Here is a 17,151-nt window from a genome sequence, read left to right as displayed (position 1 = left end):
GACCTTTCGGGGTCGGGGTAGCCGGCTACGCCGGCCCGGACGTGGGGCCGCTGCGCTCCGGGTCGCCCCGGAGCACCTGATCCACGTCGAAGCGGACCGGACGGTCGAGCTGGTCGTAACGGCAGGAACGGGGTTTGCGGTCCGGGCGCCACCGGACGAACTGGGCGGTGTGCCGAAACCGGTCGCCCTCCATCGCGTCGTAGCTCACCTCGACCACCAGCTCCGGTCGCAGTGGCTCCCACTCCAGGTTCTTCGTGCCGGTCCACCGGCTGACCCCGCCCGGGATGCGCTGACCGCGTTGGTGGTCGCCGTGCACCCAGGGATGGTCGGCGCCGGCGCCCCGGTATGGCTCCAACTCGCCCACCAGCGCCTGCCGGCGGGCCATCGGGAACGACGCGCTCACCCCCACATGATGCAGGACGCCGGCGTCGTCGTAGAGCCCGAGCAGGAGTGAGCCGACCACCGGGCCGGACTTGTGCCAGCGGAAACCCGCCACCACGACATCGACCGTGCGCTTGTGCTTGACCTTGAACATCAGGCGCTTGCCCGGCTCGTACGGCAGGTCGGCGGGCTTGGCGATCAGGCCGTCCAGCCCCGCCCCCTCGAACCGGTCGAACCAGCGGCGCGCGGTGGCCGGGTCGGTGGTGATCTGGGTGACGTGCATCGGTGGCGCGACACCGCCCAACGCCGCCTCCAGCCCGGACCGCCGCTGTGGGTACGGCTGGGCCAGGAGGGACTCGTCGCCGAGGGCGAGCAGGTCGAAGGCCACGAAATCCGCGGGGGTGGTCTCGGCGAGCAGGTTCACCCGGGAGGCGGCCGGGTGGATGCGCTGGGCCAGCAGCTCGAAGTTGAGCCGGGGCTGCCCGTCCGGCCGGTCGCGCTGGATTATGATCAACTCGCCGTCGACCACGCAGCGCTCGGGCAACTGCCGGCGGGCCTGCTCGACCACCTCGGGGAAGTAGCGGGTCATCAGCTTGCCGCCCCGGCTGGCCAGCTCGACCTCCCCGCCGTCCCGGAACACGATGCACCGGAAGCCGTCCCACTTCGGCTCGTAAGTCATCCCGGTCGCGGTCGGGATCCGCGGGACGCTCTTGGCGAGCATCGGCTCGACCGGCGGGCTGATCGGCAGCTTCACAGCGACCAGTCAACCAGACGGCACCGACAGCCGTGGGGCGGAACACCAGCCACAGCCGCCCCCCTCCTGGCCGGCGAGCAGCCCGCTGCACCCGGATGGGTGCGGGGCCGCCGGGGTCAGCAGCGGGACGGCACCGTCTTCTCCAGCAGCACCAGCGGCACGCCGTTGGGGTCCTTGTCGTGGCCCACCAACCGGTAGCCGGAGCGCTGGTAGAGCCGCTGACTCCGCACGCTCTCCGCCCCGGTGAACAGGGTGAACCGGCACACCCGTGCGCCCGCCACCGTCTCGACCGCGCGCAACAGACGGCCACCGATGCCCCGACCCTGTTGGTCGGGGGCGACCGTCAACCGGCCGATGGAGGCGATGACGCCGTCGACGCGGACCCGGACCGATCCGACGAGTCGGTGGCCCAGTCGGGCGGTGAGCACCGTCTGCGGGCCGGCGAGCACGGCCCGAATCTCGTCCAGGGTCTCGGTGAGTGGCGGCAGGAACGGGTCCGCGTAGCGCTGCGCCTCGGCCAGGTACGCGGCGAGTTGGACGGTGAGGATCTCCCCGGCGTCGGCCGGGGTCGCGGGAGCGATCAGCGGGCGGGCGGTCACCGGCCCAGCCAACCACAGCGCCACGACCCCATGGTGCCCGAGTCCCTTGACGACAGTCAGCTACCGGAGCTGGTAAATATCGTTACTACTGGATGTCGCGAATGGTGGTGTCGTGCCGGCTCGGGCCCGCCGCCGTACGTCAGCGAGATGGCTAGAAGCGCGCGAACGAGCGCAGCGGTGCCCGCGGGCCGAACTTCGGCGCCGTGATGCCCGCCGCCGCCAGCAGGGCGCAGACCCGACCCCGATGGCCCCGGAACGGTTCGAGTAGGGCCAGCATCCGGGTGTCGTCGCCGCGTGCCTCGCCGGCGAGGGCCCAGGCCACCATGTTCGGTATGTGGTAGTCGCCGACGCTCACCGCGTCCGGATCGCCGTACGCGACCCGGACCACCTCGGCCGCGGTCCACGGGCCGATCCCCGGGACGGCGGTGAGCCGGCGGGTGGCCTCGGCCGAGTCGGCGCACCGCTCCAGCCGGTCGGCCACCGCGGCGGCCCGGCGCAGCGTGTCGGCGCGGCGCTGTTCGATCCCGAGGGGGTGGAAGGCCCAGTACGGGGTGGCCGCCACCGCCGCCGGCTCCGGCGGCAACAGCAGCGGCTGCATCGGCCCGGGGGCCACCGCCCGGAAGTGGCGGACGGTGGCGGCGTACGCCCGGTACGCCTCCTTGCCGGTCACGCGCTGTTCGAGGATGGCCCGGAACACCCGGGGAAAGACCTGGCCGCTGGTCGGCAGCCGCAGCCCCCGGTGCCGGGCGGCCAGGTCGGCCACCACCGGGTGCGCGGCGGCGAGCTCGGCGAAGCCGGTCAGGTTGTCCCGGAGGCCGGCGAGGGCGTCGGCCTGGTGCACCACCCAGTCGGCGCCGGGGCCGTACCCCTCGGCGACCAGGTGGCCGGCGTCGGGGCGTAGGGCGAGGGTGGCGGGTCCGTCCGGGGTCCGGGTGGCCCACCAGAGCGTCCCGGCGACGATCCGCGCGCAGGGGTCGTACGGGCTGAAGGTGAGGGGCCGGACCGACGCGGCCAGCCGGTACCCGGCCGGCGGGTGCAGCAACCGGCGGGCGGTGGGTTCGGTCCCGGGCATCCCGACATGCTGTCACCAGGCACCGCGACCTGCTGTCGGCGGGTACGCCGACTGTGGTCCGGTCTGCTTTCCGCCCCGACCGGTCCACCGGTGGTGCTGGTGGTAAGCGCCGAATTCACGGGAACTGGGCCGAGTGTTAGGACGCCGTGCGGGTTGTCAGGGCCTCGGCGTGGCGGACGCGGCAGCGTCGCAGTAGCTGGCCGGACCCGGCAAGCCTCTGAGGGATGCGTAATTGGTGGGGTGCCCGGCGTCGACAGTTGGCGGCTGCCAGAGGATCGGTCCGGCCAGGGAAGCACTTTGCGCAGGTTGGCCGGGACGGTTGCTAACTGGTCATAACATGCTGGGCTTACCAAAAATGGTGGGTTTTTTAATGTTATCTATGGAAATTCAAATTCATCCAGCATTTGTCAGATCGCACTGCATTCATGTGGGTTTGAGATTTCGAGGGACCGCTCATTTCGGTCCTGTGTGTTGCGCATCGCACTTCGTGAGGGGTACCTTCGTTGATTGCCGGTTGGCGTGTTTGTGCAGGCCGAGCCGATGAAGATCGACGGTCCGCTAGTTCTTGAATTCCCTCCAATGTGGAACAGCGCGCTCGCGCGTTGGGTTACTTTGCCTCTCCCTGCTGTTTGTCAGCAGCTTGCGACGATGCATCATAGTTATGTGGACGAAGGAGTGCGGTTACAGCGGAACACAGCCAAGATTCGGCGGAACTACGATTTCGTGGCCCTGGTTGGGGCTTGCGGGTGGGGTGCGGCATGGCATTCTGCGGCGGACCCGGGCTCAGTCTTCACCAACACCAGGATATTCGCGTACGCCGGCGCGGCAATATGCCTCCTTGCCGCCTGCGCTCTTGTGTCTCTCTGCTGGCCGTTTGTCATCCATGTTGACGACACTGGGATGACTGTTCGGGCGAATGGTGCCACGACGTGGTTGCCCTGGAGCTCGGTCGAGATGATGACGGCGGTGAAGCGAGGTGCGGACTGGAGCGATCCGATGTTAAAAATTCGGGTGACGCCAGGGGCGCGCGTCAAGGGTCGCCTCGGTAGGGTGCACGAGGGACGGCGGGTGTACCAGCTGCTGCCGCTCGAGAGCTTCATCTGCCCACCTGAACAGACGGTCGCCATTCTGCATAGATACAGTGGTGGAAAGGTCGACGCGAAAGCGTACCTCACCTATAGGGCGGGGAAGCAGGCCGTCGCCCGTTGAACCGAGCGCTGCCACCCCGCGAAGATCCCGCCGCACAGTCCTTCAACCGCACCCGAACCAGACTCCGCCCATCCGCACACCGCAGCCCAACCCGATGACAACGCAGATATGCAACATGCCAGAAGATCTAACAAAGTAGACTATTGTCTGGGGAACTGCTCGAACATGAGCTCGTAGCCGTCCGGGTCCAGGCCGTAGAAGATGCGCGCCCATCCGACGTCTTCCGGATCGAGGGTCACGGTCAGGCCCTCCTCCCGCCATAGCCGCCACGTCGCGTCGAGATCCGTGGTCGGTACGACGAGGACGAAGCCGAGCCCGGCCGGGCCCTGCCTGGTCTGCTGACCGCGCTCGGCGTGGTGATAGCCGTGCTGGTGCAGATCCGACAGGATGAGCCAGGTGTGCCCGTAGGTCAGGTAGCGCAGCCGCGTCTGCTCGGGCTGCGGAAGGTGCCGGAAGCCGAGCCGTCGGTAGAGATCGAATGACCGGTCCAGATCGCGTACCCGCAGGCCAACCTTCAGCTGTTTCGTCGGCATTTCCGTCATCGTACGGACGCTGTGGACCAGTCGAAAGTGGCCGGCTGGTCGGCATCGGGTGGGCGGCGGCTCAACGTCCGACCGAGAAGATCCCCGCTGGGGGTGGTGCGGAGTCGGTGGCGTCGGTGTCGTGGACAACCGGGGCGCCGCCGCTGAACCGGACCAACTCCCCGCCGGCGAGCAGCCGGCCCGGGAACCAGTCACCGGAGACCCGCCGGGTCAGCTCGGGCACCGGCGGGGTGGTACGGCCGGCGAGCAGCACGAGGTTGCCGAAGCGGCGGCCCCGCAGCACCGCGGCGTCGCCAACCAGCGCCGCCTGTGGCAGCACCGACCGGACGGTGGCGACCTGTCGGCGGGCGTGCCGCAGCGGCGGGCCGTCGGCGATGTTCGCCAGGTACCAGCCGGTGGTCGGAGGACGCGGGCCACCTCGGCGGCGAACTCCACCGAGGTCAGGTGGGCGGGGGTACGGGCGCCGGCGAAGACGTCGGCGACCACGATGTCGAGGCTGGCGTCCCGGAGGCCGGTGAGGGCTTCCCGGGCGTCGGCGACGCGTACCCGTAGTCGTGGGTTGGGGGGCCAGGGCAGCTTCTGGCGGACCAGCTCGACCAGCGCGCCGTCCACCTCGCAGACCCGTTGGGTCGAGCCGGGACGGGTGGCGGCGACATACCGGGGCAGGGTCAGCGCGCCGCCACCGAGGTGCAGCAGGCGCAGCGGGGCGCCGGCCGGGGCGAGTAGGTCGATCGCGGCGCCGAGCCGGCGCACGTACTCGAACTCCAGATGGGTGGGGTCGGTGAGGTCCACGTGGGACTGCGGGGCGCCGTCGAGCAGCAGCGTCCAGGAGCCCGCCCGGTCCGGGTCGGGGACCAGCTCGGCCACCCCGGTGTCCACCTCGGCGGCGGCCCGGTCGGTGGAGCGCCGGCGCCCCATCAGCCCGCACCGCCGGGTGGCTGCGCGGCGGCGGGCGCGGCGCTGCGCGCGGCGGCGACCAGGGCGCGGTGCAGCAGCCGGGAGTCGCCGATCATCCGTCGCAGCCGGCGTTCCAGGCCGGCGATGGGGATCAGGTTCTGCGGCGCCCGCGGGTCCTTGTACGGGGTGGAGGCGAAGCGGGGCAGGGTCACCACGGACAGGTCCGCCAACGCGACCGCCGCCGCGATGTCCAACTCGGTGGAGCACTCCACCCGGACGATGCCCGCCCACGGGGCGCCGCCGGTAACCGGCAGCCGCAGGTACCACGACCAGCCGCCCCACGCGGTGCCGAGCCGGAACACCGGGGAGCGCTGCCCGGCTGTCAGCGCGGTGACCACGGCGGTGAGCCGCGCGTCGAGGTATTGGCTGTGCTGGGTTTTCACGTAGCCGAGGGTGCGGGGCAGGAGCCGCCGGTTACGCAGCGGCCCGTCCACCACCAGCAGATCATCGTCGCTGCGGGCGGCGCCGGAGACCGCCACCTCCAGCGCGGTCAGCGGTCCCTGCACCGCCGCCGGCAACTTGGCCAACTCGCCGCTGCCGCCAACCCGGTGCACCGGGTAGTGGACGTTGCCGGCGTGCACGTCCACCGCGGACGGGCTGGCGGTGAAGAGCCCCCGCTCCACCCGGGCACCGGCCAGCTGGGCCGAGCCGCGCTCCAGGTCGCAGCGGACCACCCCGGCCGCGTACGAGGCGGCCAGCCCCGGGTACGAGACCCCGTCGGGCTCGGTCAACCACAGGCTGGCGTCGTTTCGGCGTACCCCGTCGACGAGGAGCACCACGGCCGGGGCGTGTACGCCGGGCCGGGGCCCGACCGCCCGCCACTCGGCCGCGGGCAGCTCGTGGCCGGCCTCGACCTGGGCGTTGCTGGGCGCGGCCGGTCCGCCGGCGGCGGCCTCGAACGAGGCCCCGTACGCCGGGTCCCACGCGTCGACGAAGAAGCGGGTCACCCGGGTCGCCCCCGCCCGTTGTCGGCGTTCACCGGCCGGTCCGTTCGATCCGGGCCGACCGGGCGTCCTTGCGGACCTCGAAGCGGACCGGAATGCGCTCGGCCAACGCCGGCACGTGGGTGACCACGCCCACCATCCGGTCCCCCCGCGCGGCCAGGTTCTCCAACGTGGCGGCCACCGTGTCGAGGGTGGCCGTGTCGAGGGTGCCGAACCCCTCGTCCAGCACGATGGACTCCAGGCTGGCCGCGGTGGTCGACATCCCGGCGAGCTGTTCGGCCAGGGCCAGTGCGAGCGCCAGTGATGCCTGGAAGGTCTCCCCGCCGGAGAGGGTGCGCACGCCCCGGCGCAGGCCGGCGTCGTGGTGGTCCACGACGAAGAACTCCCCCTTGTCGTGGACCAGGTCGTACTGGTCACCGGAGAGTTCGCGCAGGATTGTCGACGCCCCGTCCACCAGCAGGTCGAGCGCCTCGGCGAGTAGCCACCGTTCGAAGTTGTTCGCCCGCAGATGCCCGGCGAGCGCGCGGGCCACCTGCGCCTCACGCTCGTAGGTGGCGCGCTGCTCGCGTAGCTCACCGGCCTGCTCCCGGCGGCGGGTCACTTCCCGCAGCTGCGCCTCGGCCCGTTCGAGGGCGACCGCGGCGGCGCGGCCCGGGTCGTCGGTGGCCGGCACCCCGGCCGCCGCGAGTAGCCCGCCGATCCGCGCCTGGACCGCGGCCACCTGCGCCTCGGCCGCGCTCACCGCCGCCACCCGGTCGGGGCGCTCGGAGCGCCGTCGCGTCACCTCGGCGGTGGCCCAGTCGGTCAGCGTCGCCCAGGCCGTCGCCACGTCCTCCCGGTCGGTGGCCGGCGGGCCGAAGCGGGCCAGTCCGTCCCGGGTCGCGTCGAAGGCCCGCCAGGTCGTGCGGAGCCGCTCCTGCGCGGTGTCCACCGCGGCCCGTGCCCGGCGGGCCTCGTCCCGGCCGGCGCGCACCGCGGCCGCCGACTCCTCCAGCTCCTGCCGCAGCCGCCCATGCTCGGCCAACGCCTGGTGCAGCGCCGCCGGTTCCGGGGCGTCGGCCAGCTGGGTGTGCACCGCGGCCAACCGCGCGTCGAGCTGTTCCTGTTGGACCCGGGCCGTGACCAGTTCCCGTTCCCGGTCGCGGACGGTGCTGTCCCGCTGCGCCACGGTGGCCTTGGCCGCCTCGCTGGCCGCCCGCGCCGCCTTACCGGCCGCGACCGCCGCCGGCACCGCCGACGTGGCCGGGATCGCCGGCACCTGGGCGACGGTCTGCTCGCAGACCGGGCAGGTGGACCCGTCGTGCAGCGGCGCCCGCAGCGCCACCGCCAGGTCGGTCGCCTTGGCCTGCTCATGCGCCTGGAAGGCCGCCGCCAGGTCGGCCTCGGCCTGCTCGGCCGCCGCCTGTGCCGCGGTCAGCTCCGCCGTCGCCGCCGCGTGCCCGGCCTGGGCCGCCGCTACCGCCGCCCGGACCGTCTCGGCCTCGCCGGCCAGCTCCGCCCGGTCGTCGTACGCCCGCAGCAGCAGGCGCAGCGCGCTCTCGTCGCCGGCCGCGGTCAACTCGCCGCGGAGCTTCTCCTCCCGCTCCTCGGCGAGCGCCACCACGGTCGTGGCCTCGTCCGCGCCCGTCTGCGCGGTCGCCACCGCCCGGGCGACCTCGGCCACCCCGCCGGGGGCGCGTACGGCGTCGAGGACGGCCAGGTCGGCGTCGAGGGCGGTCAGCGCCGCGCCCGCCTCCCGCGCCGCGGTGTGCGCCGCCTCCCGTTCGGGAACGGCGGCGGTGACGGCGGTGGCCAGCTCCCGCATCTGCTCGACGCGGGCCGACACCTCTTCGAGGGCGGTATCGTCGATGTCGGTGAGGCCGGCGAGGGTCTGGCTGACCACCTCGAACTTCGCCTCGGCCTGGCTGGCCCGGGTCCCCGCCTTCTCCCGCACCTGCTCGTAGACGCCGAGGCCGAGCAGGTTGACCAGGATCTCCTGCCGTTTCGCCGGTCGGGCGTGCAGGAAGTCGGCGAACTGCCCCTGCGGCAGCAGCACACAGCTGGTGAACTGCTCATACGGCAGCCCGACCGCCGTCAGCACCGCGTCTTCCATCTCGGCGACCGTGCCGGCGAGTACCTCGCCCAGGTCCTCCGGGCTCAGCCCGGTGTCGAGCTTGGCCGGGTCGAAGCCGGGCGGCATGAGCTGGAGGCCGGCGCCGGAGGTCTTGACGTTGCCCCGGCTGTCCCGCCGGACCACCCGGGTGGCCACGTAGCGGTCGCCGGCGGACTCGAAGACCAGCCGGACCCGCGCCTCGGCCGCCGACGGGGCGAGGGCGTTCGCCAACCCGCGGGTGCCGCCCCACCGGGGTACGGTGCCGTAGAGCGCGAAGCAGATGGCGTCCAACACGGTGGACTTGCCGGAGCCGGTCGGCCCGACCAGCGCGAAGAAGTCGGCGTCGGTGAAGTCGATCGTTGTCGCCGCCCGGAAGACGGTGAAGCCGTCGAGATCCAGTCGCATCGGCCGCATCAGTGTTCGACCTCCTCGAACAGCTCGTCGAAGAGCCCCCGGACGTCGTCGTCGGCGTGCCCCCGGTCGTCCAGGTAGTCGCCGAACAGCTCCCGCGGCGACCGGCCGGCGCGCTGGGCGACGCGGGCACCGCCGCCGGGCGCGGACACCAGCTCCGGATCGATCCTGATCTCCAGCGCGCGGGGGAGAAGCTCCTGCACCTCCTCACGGAGGCCGGCCCGGGGCTGCTCCCGGACGAAGACCCGTAGCCAGGCGTCCGGCGCCTCGACCTCGGCGAGCTGCGCGAGCGTGCCCCGGACGGTCCGTAGGGTGGCGGCGGCGGGGATGGGCACCTCGCGCACCTGGGCCGCCGTGGTGGCGGTCACCTCGACCACGGTCACCGACGGGACGTTCTCCTGCTCGCCGAAGTCGACCGCCAGCGGGCTGCCGCTGTAGCGGATCGGGCACCCGCCGTCGACCCGTTGGGCGCGGTGCAGGTGACCGAGGGCGACGTAGTGCGCGGTGCCGGGGAAGACCGTCGCCGGCACCGCGTAGCCGAGAACGGTGTGGGCGTCGCGCTCGCCGCCGCCGGTCGCCGCCCCGACCACGGTCAGGTGGGCGGTGACCAGGTGCACCCGGTTCGGCTCGGTGAAGCCCTCGGTCAACCGCGCGACGATCCGCCCCAGGTGGTCGGCGTACGTCTGGTTCGCCTCGGCGGCGGTCAGCTCATACATCTCCACGGCCCGGACCGCGTACCGCTGGGACAGAAACGGCAGCGCGGCGAGCTGCCAGCGTTCGCCGCCGCCGGTCGTACCGTCGATGATGTGCTCGTCGGGGTCTTCGCGCACGCTGCCCCGCAGCGTGATCCCGGCGGCGTCGGCCCACGGCCGCAGCGCGTCCAGCGCCGCGCCGTTGTCGTGGTTGCCGCCGATCGCGACGACATCGGCGCCGGTACGGCGCAGCGCGGTCAGCGCGCGGGTGACCAACCGGGTCGCCTCGGGGGTGGGGGCGGCGGTGTCGTAGAGGTCGCCGGCGATGATGATCAGGTCCGGCGCCTCCCGCCGGGCCACCTCGATCACCCCGGCGAGGACGGCCTTCTGCTCCTCGGCCCGGGACTGCCCCTTGAGGACCTTGCCGACGTGCCAGTCGGAGGTGTGCAGGATCTTCACGACTCAAACCACCTCAGAACGGGATGTCGTCGTCGCCGGAGCCCACCACGGCGAACGGGTCGGCCGACTGAGTGATCGACCGGAGTGTCTGGGAGGGCACCGCGCCCGCCTCCGCGACCCGGGTCGCCCAGGCGGGAAACGGAAACTCCAGGCAGAGGGGGACCGGGATGTCGGGCTGGTTGACGAACATCGTGCCCGGTTTGGCCAGCAGCGCCCGTTGCCGTTGCGCCGGCGGGAGGAACCCGTACTCGGGGCGGGACGCCTCGGCCGGGTCGAGCCGACCCACCACCCGGACCGCCGAGTTGGTGACGATGCGCCGCTCCACCTCGCTCGCGGTCTGCTGCGCGCCGACCAGGATCACCCCGAGGGAGCGGCCCCGCTCGGCGATGTCCAGCAGCACCTCCTTGATCGGGGAGGAGCCCTCGCGGGGGGCGTACTTGTTCAGCTCGTCGAGGACGACGAAGAGCAGCGGCTTGGCCGTTCCGGTCTTCTCCTTGCGGTCGAACTCACTCTTGAGCGTCACCCCGACCACGAACCGCTGCGCCCGGTCCGGCAGGTTGTGCAGGTCGACCACGGTGACCTGCGCCGACTCGGCGGTGTTGATCCGGTGCGGGCGCCGGGTGGCCAGATCGCCCCGGATCAGCCGGGACAGGTCCTTCTTACTGCCGATCAACCGGCGGGCGAAGGCGTTGACGGTGCCGAGGCCGACCGCGCTGCCGGCCCAGTCGCCCCGGGTCTCGTCGTCGTTGAGCTGCTCGACGATGTGATCGACCAGGTCGGCGTAGCTGCCGAGGCGGACCCCGTCGATGCTCACCCCGCCGTCGGCGGGCTGCGCGTACCGGGCCAGGTGGGCGGTGACCGAGTGCACCACCATCGTGTACTGCTGGCGTTCGTCGTCGGCGTCGGCGAAGACGTACGGCAGGAGGCGGTCGGCACAGAACTCGTCGAGCGTCCAGTAGAAGCTGTCCACCCCGCTGAGCCGGCTGCTCACATCCGGCGTGCCGGTGGCGTCACCGGCCCGGGGCGGAGCGTGGACCCGTACGTCCGGGAAGGCCGCGGCCGCCAGACCGAGCCGGGCGTACGCCGTGCGGGTGGACTCGTCCAGCCGGCTGTTGGGGTGGTCGAGGAAGAGCAGGTCCTCGCCCTTGACGTTGAAGATCAACGCCTTGGCGTTGACCGCGTCCCCGCCGAGGACACCGGAGCGGAATACCGAGTAGAGCAGGAAGGTGGCGAAGCTCGTCTTGGTGGCGACGCCGGAGATGCCGGAGATGGAGACGTGCGCGCCCCGGGTGCCGTCGAGGAAGTCGGCGTTGAGGTAGACCGGCACGCCGTCGCGGCCGGTGCCCATCGGGATCCGCCGCTCCATCCGGTCGAAGTGCAGCGCCCGGGCCCGGGCGTCCCCCTCGGCCCGGTGCACGACGGCGCCCGGCGACGGCGGAACGTAGAGCTCCGGGTCGACCCGGGTGGTGGTGATCTCGGCGGCCTCCTGCACCTGGGCGGGGAGCATGCCGTCGGCGATCGCGAAGACGTCGGAGTCGAACTGGGCGCCCTCGTGTCGGGCGCGCACCTGGGTGACCACCCCGGCGATCGTCACCGGCTCCCGGTCCGGCAGCTCGCGGCGGGTGGCCACGACGTCGTCGAGCTGCAGGTAGCTGGTGGGGGAGACCGCCGTCCAGAACTGCAGCGGGGTGGCGTCGGCGGTGCCGAGCACCCGGCCGACCAGCTCGCCCGGGCCATCCACGGCGTCGTCGGTCATCGGGTCACTCCGTGGGGCTGGGGGGCGAGGTCGGCAGACACGCCCTGCATCCTGCCCGAGACCTACGACCGGCCGCCACGTGACGCGGCGGAGACCACGCCCTGCCTGCCGCCCACCTCCGCCCTGGGCCGGTGCGTGACGGGCGTGCTGGGCGGTGCGCGATGGGCGGTGCACGAGACGAGCGGGTTGGGCGGTGCGTGACGGGTGTGACGGCTGTGGTGGGCGGTGCGCCTCGGGTGTCGCGGCCGGGGAGCTGTCGGCGAATTCCCCACGAGTCGGGCGGGAGCTGGGCGATGCTATAGCAGATGAAGCTGCGGGAGAGGTGGCTGCGGGAGGAGTGGCTGCGGACGCCCCGCGGTCGGTTCAAGGCGCTGGTCGCACTGGCGGCGGTGCTACCGGCGGTGGAGGCGACGATCATTGCGGTGCTCGGATTCCAGGCTGTTCGCGGGCTGTCCCCGCAGGTGAGCGCCGTCTGGCCGTACGGCACCTTCCATGAGCTGCGCTGGCTGTTCGTCTACCACCGGACCATCCCCGGGTTCTTCCTCACCTTGGTGGGGATATCGGCGCTGCGGGGACTCCTCACCACCGTCATGGCGAACCTGGCCTGGCCGGAGGGAACCCCCCATCCGTCGTGGCGCTGGCTGCTGCGACGCAACATCTGGGTCACCATCCTGACCGCGGTGCTCCTCTCACCCTGGGTGGCACTGGCGATGGCCTTCGCCACGACCGGGCTCTCCTGGTATTTGATCGCCTCGCTGCTGCCGTTGCTGCTGTTCGCCCCGTTCCTGCTGCGGGCCGGGCTGACCGCGGACTGGTGGCGGGGTCTGCCGCGGCTCAAGGTGGTGGGCTGGGCGTGGCTGAACTTCGCCGTGCTCACCATCGTCGGTGCGGTGCTGTCGGCGGTGCCCATCTGGTGGGGCATCCCGTTGGCCGCCGTCGGTGGCGCGCTCAACGCGCTGCTCTGGCGCAAGAGCGTCGCCGCCGTTCTGGCCCCCGGCCGGGTTCGCTTCCGGATTGTGCCGGTGGTGCCGCTGTTGGTGGCGCTCATCCTGCTCAGCTTCCCGGCGATGCCGCTGGCGGCCGAGCGGACCCAGGGCGGGCGCGGCGGGTGGCGACCGCCGATCATGACGGAGCCGTTGCCGGACTCGGTCCCGTACGCGGTGATCGCCCTCGGCGGGCACGACTCCGAGTACGACGGTGAACCGGCGGTGGATCCGCGGGTGGAGCGGTTCTCCTACCTCGGACTGGATGAACAGAACCGGCCGTTGCCGTACACGGCGGTGGCCACCCACCGGTCGTTGGGCGACAGCGCGGCCCTGTTGGCGGAGCATGTCGAGATCCTGCACGAGCGGACCAACCGGCCGATCGCCCTGCTCGGGCACAGTGAGGGGGCCATGGTGGCCCGGACCTACCTGGAGCGGTGGCCGATGACGGACGTGGAGGCGGTGCTGCTGTTCAGCCCGCTGGTGATGCCGGGCCGGGTGTACTACCCGCCGGCGGAGATCAGGCGGGGGTGGGGCGTGGTGGCCGGTTGGGAACTGCGCGTGCTGCAGTCGCTCTGGAACCTCACCGACACCTCGGACGAGGTGCCGGACCAGGAATTCATCCGCTCGTTGCTGGCCGATGCCCCGTTCTACCGAAACCGTACGCTCTGCCCGGTGGCGGGGGTGCGGATGGTGGCCTTCCTGCCGACGGTCACCGCGATCGAGGCACCGCCCGGCCAGTACCACCGGATCCCGGTGTACGAGCTGCCCGCGTTCCACGGTGAGCTGGTCGGCCGCGCCGACGTCGCGGACCTGGTGCTCGATTTCCTCTCCGGCGATTCGGTGCAGCGGTCCGAGATGCAGTACGAGGTGCTCCAGCGCATCGGCTCGGCCTGGCAGCCGCCGCCGTTGGCTCTGCGGATCAACCCGGTGTGGTCGGCGGGGCGGGAGGCGGACCCCGCCTTCACCGGCCGGATCTGCGAGGCCCGCGACGCCGGGCCGCGATAGGTCCGGCGTCGCGGGCGCCGCGCCGAGATAGCGACGCCGCGCCGAGATAGCGACGCCGCGCCGAGATAGCTTCGGGCGCGACGCCGCGTCGCGAAAGGTCCGCGGTTGCTGACCGCGGTGGTCGCCGACGGCGCCCGCGTCCCGGGTGGCGCCCGCGCCCCGGGTGGCGCCCGCGGGCGGGATGGGGGTCAGTCGCGGGCGTAGCGAAGCAGCAGCCCGCCGTCGGCGGCGGCGAGCACGTGCCGCAGCGGCAGGTGCCGCACCGGGCTGGCCTCCCCGGCGGTGATCCGGCCCGGCCCGGCGCCGGCCAACAGCGGGGCGACGGTCAGGCAGACCTCGTCCACCAGGTCGGCGGCGGTGAGCGCGCCGAAAAGCTGCGGGCCGCCCTCGCAGAGCAGCTGGTCGAGCCCGCGGCGACGTAGCTCGGCCAGGCCGGCGGCGAGGTCCACCCGGTCGTCGCCGCAAGCGACGAGGTCGGCGACGTCGGCCAGGCCCGGTGGGGCGGTGGCGGCGGCGTGCGTGAGCACGATCGGGCGTACCGGTGCGTCGGCGAGGGCGGGATGGGTCGGGTCGAGGTTGGCCGAGCCGGAGACCACGACGAGCGTCGGGCACTCCGGTAGGCCGTGCTCCCGGCGCCAGGCGCGGCGTCGCTCGTCCAGCCGGAGCGGCCGGTACCGCTCGTGGCGCATCGTGCCGCCGGCGACCACGAGACCGTCGCAGAGCATCCGCAGCAGGCGGAAGACCCGCTTGTCCGGCTCGCCGGAGAGCCCGGCCGAATAGCCGTCAACGGTGACCGCGCCGTCCACGCTGGTAACGAAGTTCACCCGCAGGCGTGATCGATCGGTCCGGCCGTAGCAGGCGGTGAGCGCGGAGTCGTCGAGCGGCATGCTGGACGGCGCCGGCCAGAGGGCGGTAATCGGCGTTTCGGTGGTCATTCGCTGGCCGGACCGGTGACCGGAGGGGGTGGCGGAGGGGTACGGTGCTGGCAGTCACACCAGTTTTGGCCGCGACAGTCGTCGTGCCGCCTCGCCCGGCACGCTCGGCAGATCATGGTCGCAGCCTATGCTGCGGGAGGACGGGATAGCATGCCGCGTCAGATCTTCCAGCTGAGGATTTCTCTGGCCGGGGTTCGGCCGCTGGTCTGGCGCCGGGTGCTGGTCCCGGGCGGCTTCACCCTCGACCGGGTGCACCGGGTGGTGCAGCACGCGATGGGTTGGCGGGACTGCCACCTGCACTCGTTCGAGGTCGACGGTGAGCAGTATGGGGAGCCCGACCCGGACGGCGAGCTGTTGCTCCGCGACGAGCTGGAGGTACGGCTGGACGCGGTGGTCGGTAAGGGTAGCCGGTTCCACTACACCTACGACTTCGGCAACTGGTGGGAGCACGATCTGGTGGTGGAGGACGTCCTCCTGGCCGATCCGGGTGAGCGCTATCCCGACTGTCTGGATGGGGAACGGGCGTGCCCGCCGGAGGATGTCGGTGGTCCGGCCGGCTATCTGGAGCTGCTGGCCGCGTTCGCTGATCCGGGCCATCCCGAGCATCACACGTTGCGGGACTGGGCAGGGGACCGCTTCGACCCGGCCGTCTTCGATTCCGGTCGGGCGGGCACGCTGCTTCGTCGATTCTGCTGACCTATTCCGCCGCCTCGGGTCACTGATCCGGGAAGAGCGTCATTTCGCGGCGGGGCTCGCGGGCGCGCGGTAACGATCCGGGATTCACTCCCATCGGCCTATTGACACGTCTGACACCTCCCGGCAACCTCATGGGAGCGTTCCCAGACATGTGGTACGGCTCATTTGTCCACTCCGGACCGTCGTCGAATCCATTATCGTCGGTCGATGTCCTGTACCGCATCCCCCATCACGACAGACGCAGCCTCACATCGAAAGAGGGGTCAGGATGAGCCTCACCACGCGGCGTTCCCGCCTGGCGGCCAGCGCCCTTGCCGCGATCACCGCCCTCGGCGGCCTCGCGGCCTGCGGCAACGACGACGAGCCGGTGGCGGGCGAGAAGCCCAGCAAGCTGATCGTCGATACGTTCGGCGAGTTCGGCTACGAAGAACTCATCAAACAGTATGAGAAGGACACCGGCATCAAGATCGAGCTGCGCAAGACCGCGCAGCTGGGCGAGTACCGGCCCAAGCTGGTGCGCTACCTGGCCACCGGCAAGGGCGCGGGGGACGTGGTCGCGCTGGAGGAGGGCATCCTCAACGAGTTCAAGTCCAACCCGCGCAACTGGGTGGATCTCGCCCCGCTGGTCGACGACCACTCCGAGGACTACCTGCCCTGGAAGTGGGAGCTGGGCAAGGCGCCGGACGGCCGGCTGATGGGCCTGCCGACCGACGTCGGCAGCCTCGCCGTCTGCTACCGCAAGGACCTCTTCGAGGCGGCCGGGCTACCCATCGACCGGGATGCGGTGTCGGCGCTCTGGCCGGACTGGGACAGCTTCCTGGAGACCGGCCGCGCGTACAAGGAGGGCAGCGGCGGCAAGGCCCTCATCGACTCGATCACCGCCGTCTCCGACGCGTCGCTCTTCCAGCAGGGTGACGACCTCTTCTACGACAAGGAGAACAACATCATCGCGGACACCAGCCCCGCGGTGAAGGCGGCCTGGGACACCGCGATCTCGATGGTTGGCATCTCCGCCAAGGCCGCCACCTGGTCACCGGAGTGGTCCACCGGCTTCAAGCGGGGCAGTTTCGCGGCCACCTTCTGCCCGTCCTGGATGCTCGGCATCGTCGCGGAGAACTCCGGCGAGGCGAACAAGGGCAAGTGGGACGTGGCGGCGGTGCCCGGCGGCGGCGGCAACTGGGGCGGCTCCTGGCTGGCCGTGCCGGCGCAGAGCTCCTACCACGAGGAGGCGGCGAAGCTCGCCGAGTTCCTGACCAGCGCCACCAGCCAGGTCGAGGCCTTCAAGGCCAAGGGACCGCTCCCCACCCACCTGGAGGCGCTGCAGGACGAGGTGTTCCTCAGCTACACCAACGAGTACTTCAGCGACGCCCCGACCGGCAAGATCTTCGGTGCGAGCGTGAGCAAGATCGAGCCGATCCACCTGGGGCCGAAGCACCAGGCGGTGAAGGAGAACGCCTTCGGGCTGGCGCTGCGGGCGTTCGAGAACGGGCAGGCCAGTGAGGACGAGGCCTGGCAGCAGTTCACCAAGGATGCCCAGACTCAGGGCGCCTTCTGAGTGAATCCGACCTGGTGGCGTTCGGAAACCGTTCCGGGCGCCACCGGTCGGATCCCGGACCGGGGTGCGGCCACCTGCTGGTACTGCGCGGTGCGTCGCGCCCCCG

General features: G+C 71.8%; 13 protein-coding genes and 1 pseudogene. 4 read left to right on the top strand and 10 right to left on the bottom strand.

Annotated elements, in window-relative coordinates; genetic code table 11:
• Positions 1 to 25: 25 nt before the first annotated feature.
• The 3 genes from SALPAC3_RS0106730 to SALPAC3_RS0106720 all read right to left on the bottom strand — a co-directional run bounded on the left by SALPAC3_RS0106730 (position 26) and on the right by SALPAC3_RS0106720 (position 2,806).
• A complete protein-coding gene (locus tag SALPAC3_RS0106730) occupies positions 26 to 1,135 on the bottom strand; it encodes an ATP-dependent DNA ligase (RefSeq protein ID WP_018220493.1) in 1,110 nt (369 codons plus the stop codon).
• Positions 1,136 to 1,251: 116 nt separating this feature from the next.
• Positions 1,252 to 1,734: a GNAT family N-acetyltransferase gene (locus SALPAC3_RS0106725; protein ID WP_026185300.1), complete on the bottom strand. Its 483-nt coding sequence runs from the start codon at positions 1,732 to 1,734 to the stop codon at positions 1,252 to 1,254.
• A 151-nt stretch (positions 1,735 to 1,885) separates the two neighbouring features.
• Entirely contained in the window at positions 1,886 to 2,806 is a 921-nt protein-coding gene (locus SALPAC3_RS0106720) for a DNA-3-methyladenine glycosylase family protein (RefSeq protein ID WP_018220491.1), read from the bottom strand.
• 507 nt (positions 2,807 to 3,313) lie between these two features.
• On the opposite strand from SALPAC3_RS0106720, the gene SALPAC3_RS25435 reads away from it, so the two are divergent.
• Positions 3,314 to 4,015 (top strand): hypothetical protein, encoded by a 702-nt coding sequence (locus SALPAC3_RS25435; protein WP_232430469.1) that lies wholly within the window; start codon positions 3,314 to 3,316, stop codon positions 4,013 to 4,015.
• 140 nt (positions 4,016 to 4,155) lie between these two features.
• Here the strand turns inward: SALPAC3_RS25435 and SALPAC3_RS0106710 are convergent, their stop codons facing one another.
• From SALPAC3_RS0106710 to SALPAC3_RS0106685, 6 genes and pseudogenes are all read right to left on the bottom strand, one after another.
• Complete coding sequence (locus SALPAC3_RS0106710) at positions 4,156 to 4,548, bottom strand: VOC family protein (protein ID WP_018220489.1); 393 nt, start codon at positions 4,546 to 4,548, stop codon at positions 4,156 to 4,158.
• 70 nt (positions 4,549 to 4,618) lie between these two features.
• A pseudogene (locus tag SALPAC3_RS25430) lies at positions 4,619 to 5,475 on the bottom strand (spermidine synthase).
• Positions 5,475 to 6,461, bottom strand: a complete 987-nt coding sequence (locus tag SALPAC3_RS0106700; RefSeq protein WP_018220488.1) for a hypothetical protein — start codon at positions 6,459 to 6,461, stop codon at positions 5,475 to 5,477. Before SALPAC3_RS0106700 ends, SALPAC3_RS25430 begins: the two are co-directional and overlap by 1 nt.
• A gap of 28 nt (positions 6,462 to 6,489) precedes the next feature.
• Complete coding sequence (locus tag SALPAC3_RS0106695; RefSeq protein ID WP_018220487.1) at positions 6,490 to 8,964, bottom strand: AAA family ATPase; 2,475 nt, start codon at positions 8,962 to 8,964, stop codon at positions 6,490 to 6,492.
• Positions 8,964 to 10,112: an exonuclease SbcCD subunit D gene (locus SALPAC3_RS0106690; RefSeq protein ID WP_018220486.1), complete on the bottom strand. Its 1,149-nt coding sequence runs from the start codon at positions 10,110 to 10,112 to the stop codon at positions 8,964 to 8,966. Before SALPAC3_RS0106690 ends, SALPAC3_RS0106695 begins: the two co-directional genes overlap by 1 nt.
• 13 nt (positions 10,113 to 10,125) lie before the next feature.
• Positions 10,126 to 11,868, bottom strand: a complete 1,743-nt coding sequence (locus SALPAC3_RS0106685; protein WP_018220485.1) for an ATP-binding protein — start codon at positions 11,866 to 11,868, stop codon at positions 10,126 to 10,128.
• A 305-nt stretch (positions 11,869 to 12,173) separates the two neighbouring features.
• Here SALPAC3_RS0106685 and SALPAC3_RS0106680 point away from each other — a divergent pair, with 305 nt between their 5' ends.
• Entirely contained in the window at positions 12,174 to 13,859 is a 1,686-nt protein-coding gene (locus SALPAC3_RS0106680) for an alpha/beta fold hydrolase (protein ID WP_018220484.1), read from the top strand.
• Between the two features lie 188 nt (positions 13,860 to 14,047).
• On the opposite strand, the gene SALPAC3_RS0106675 is transcribed toward SALPAC3_RS0106680, so the two are convergent.
• The gene (locus SALPAC3_RS0106675) at positions 14,048 to 14,794 is read right to left on the bottom strand and encodes a pyrimidine reductase family protein (protein WP_018220483.1); all 747 of its coding nucleotides are present in this window, start codon (positions 14,792 to 14,794) and stop codon (positions 14,048 to 14,050) included.
• 150 nt (positions 14,795 to 14,944) lie between these two features.
• Between SALPAC3_RS0106675 and SALPAC3_RS0106670 the strand changes: the two genes are divergently transcribed.
• Positions 14,945 to 15,490: a plasmid pRiA4b ORF-3 family protein gene (locus tag SALPAC3_RS0106670; RefSeq protein ID WP_018220482.1), complete on the top strand. Its 546-nt coding sequence runs from the start codon at positions 14,945 to 14,947 to the stop codon at positions 15,488 to 15,490.
• Between the two features lie 268 nt (positions 15,491 to 15,758).
• Entirely contained in the window at positions 15,759 to 17,045 is a 1,287-nt protein-coding gene (locus SALPAC3_RS0106665; protein ID WP_018220481.1) for an ABC transporter substrate-binding protein, read from the top strand.
• Positions 17,046 to 17,151: the final 106 nt, after the last annotated feature.

The organism is Salinispora pacifica DSM 45544 (assembly GCF_000378845.1).
In the GTDB taxonomy this organism is placed as follows: Bacteria; Actinomycetota; Actinomycetes; order Mycobacteriales; family Micromonosporaceae; genus Micromonospora; species Micromonospora pacifica.
This window is presented reverse-complemented; position numbering and strand designations above follow the sequence as displayed.

What these genes read in the sequence shown, in the direction of transcription:
- SALPAC3_RS0106710 (WP_018220489.1), bottom strand. Translation starts at nt 4,548, where the DNA reads ATGCCGACGAAACAGCTGAAGGTTGGCCTGCGGGTACGCGATCTGGAC.
- SALPAC3_RS0106675 (WP_018220483.1), bottom strand. Translation starts at nt 14,794, where the DNA reads ATGACCACCGAAACGCCGATTACCGCCCTCTGGCCGGCGCCGTCCAGC.
- SALPAC3_RS0106720 (WP_018220491.1), bottom strand. Translation starts at nt 2,806, where the DNA reads ATGCCCGGGACCGAACCCACCGCCCGCCGGTTGCTGCACCCGCCGGCC.
- SALPAC3_RS0106680 (WP_018220484.1), top strand. Translation starts at nt 12,174, where the DNA reads ATGAAGCTGCGGGAGAGGTGGCTGCGGGAGGAGTGGCTGCGGACGCCC.
- SALPAC3_RS0106695 (WP_018220487.1), bottom strand. Translation starts at nt 8,964, where the DNA reads ATGCGGCCGATGCGACTGGATCTCGACGGCTTCACCGTCTTCCGGGCG.
- SALPAC3_RS0106670 (WP_018220482.1), top strand. Translation starts at nt 14,945, where the DNA reads ATGCCGCGTCAGATCTTCCAGCTGAGGATTTCTCTGGCCGGGGTTCGG.
- SALPAC3_RS0106665 (WP_018220481.1), top strand. Translation starts at nt 15,759, where the DNA reads ATGAGCCTCACCACGCGGCGTTCCCGCCTGGCGGCCAGCGCCCTTGCC.
- SALPAC3_RS0106685 (WP_018220485.1), bottom strand. Translation starts at nt 11,868, where the DNA reads ATGACCGACGACGCCGTGGATGGCCCGGGCGAGCTGGTCGGCCGGGTG.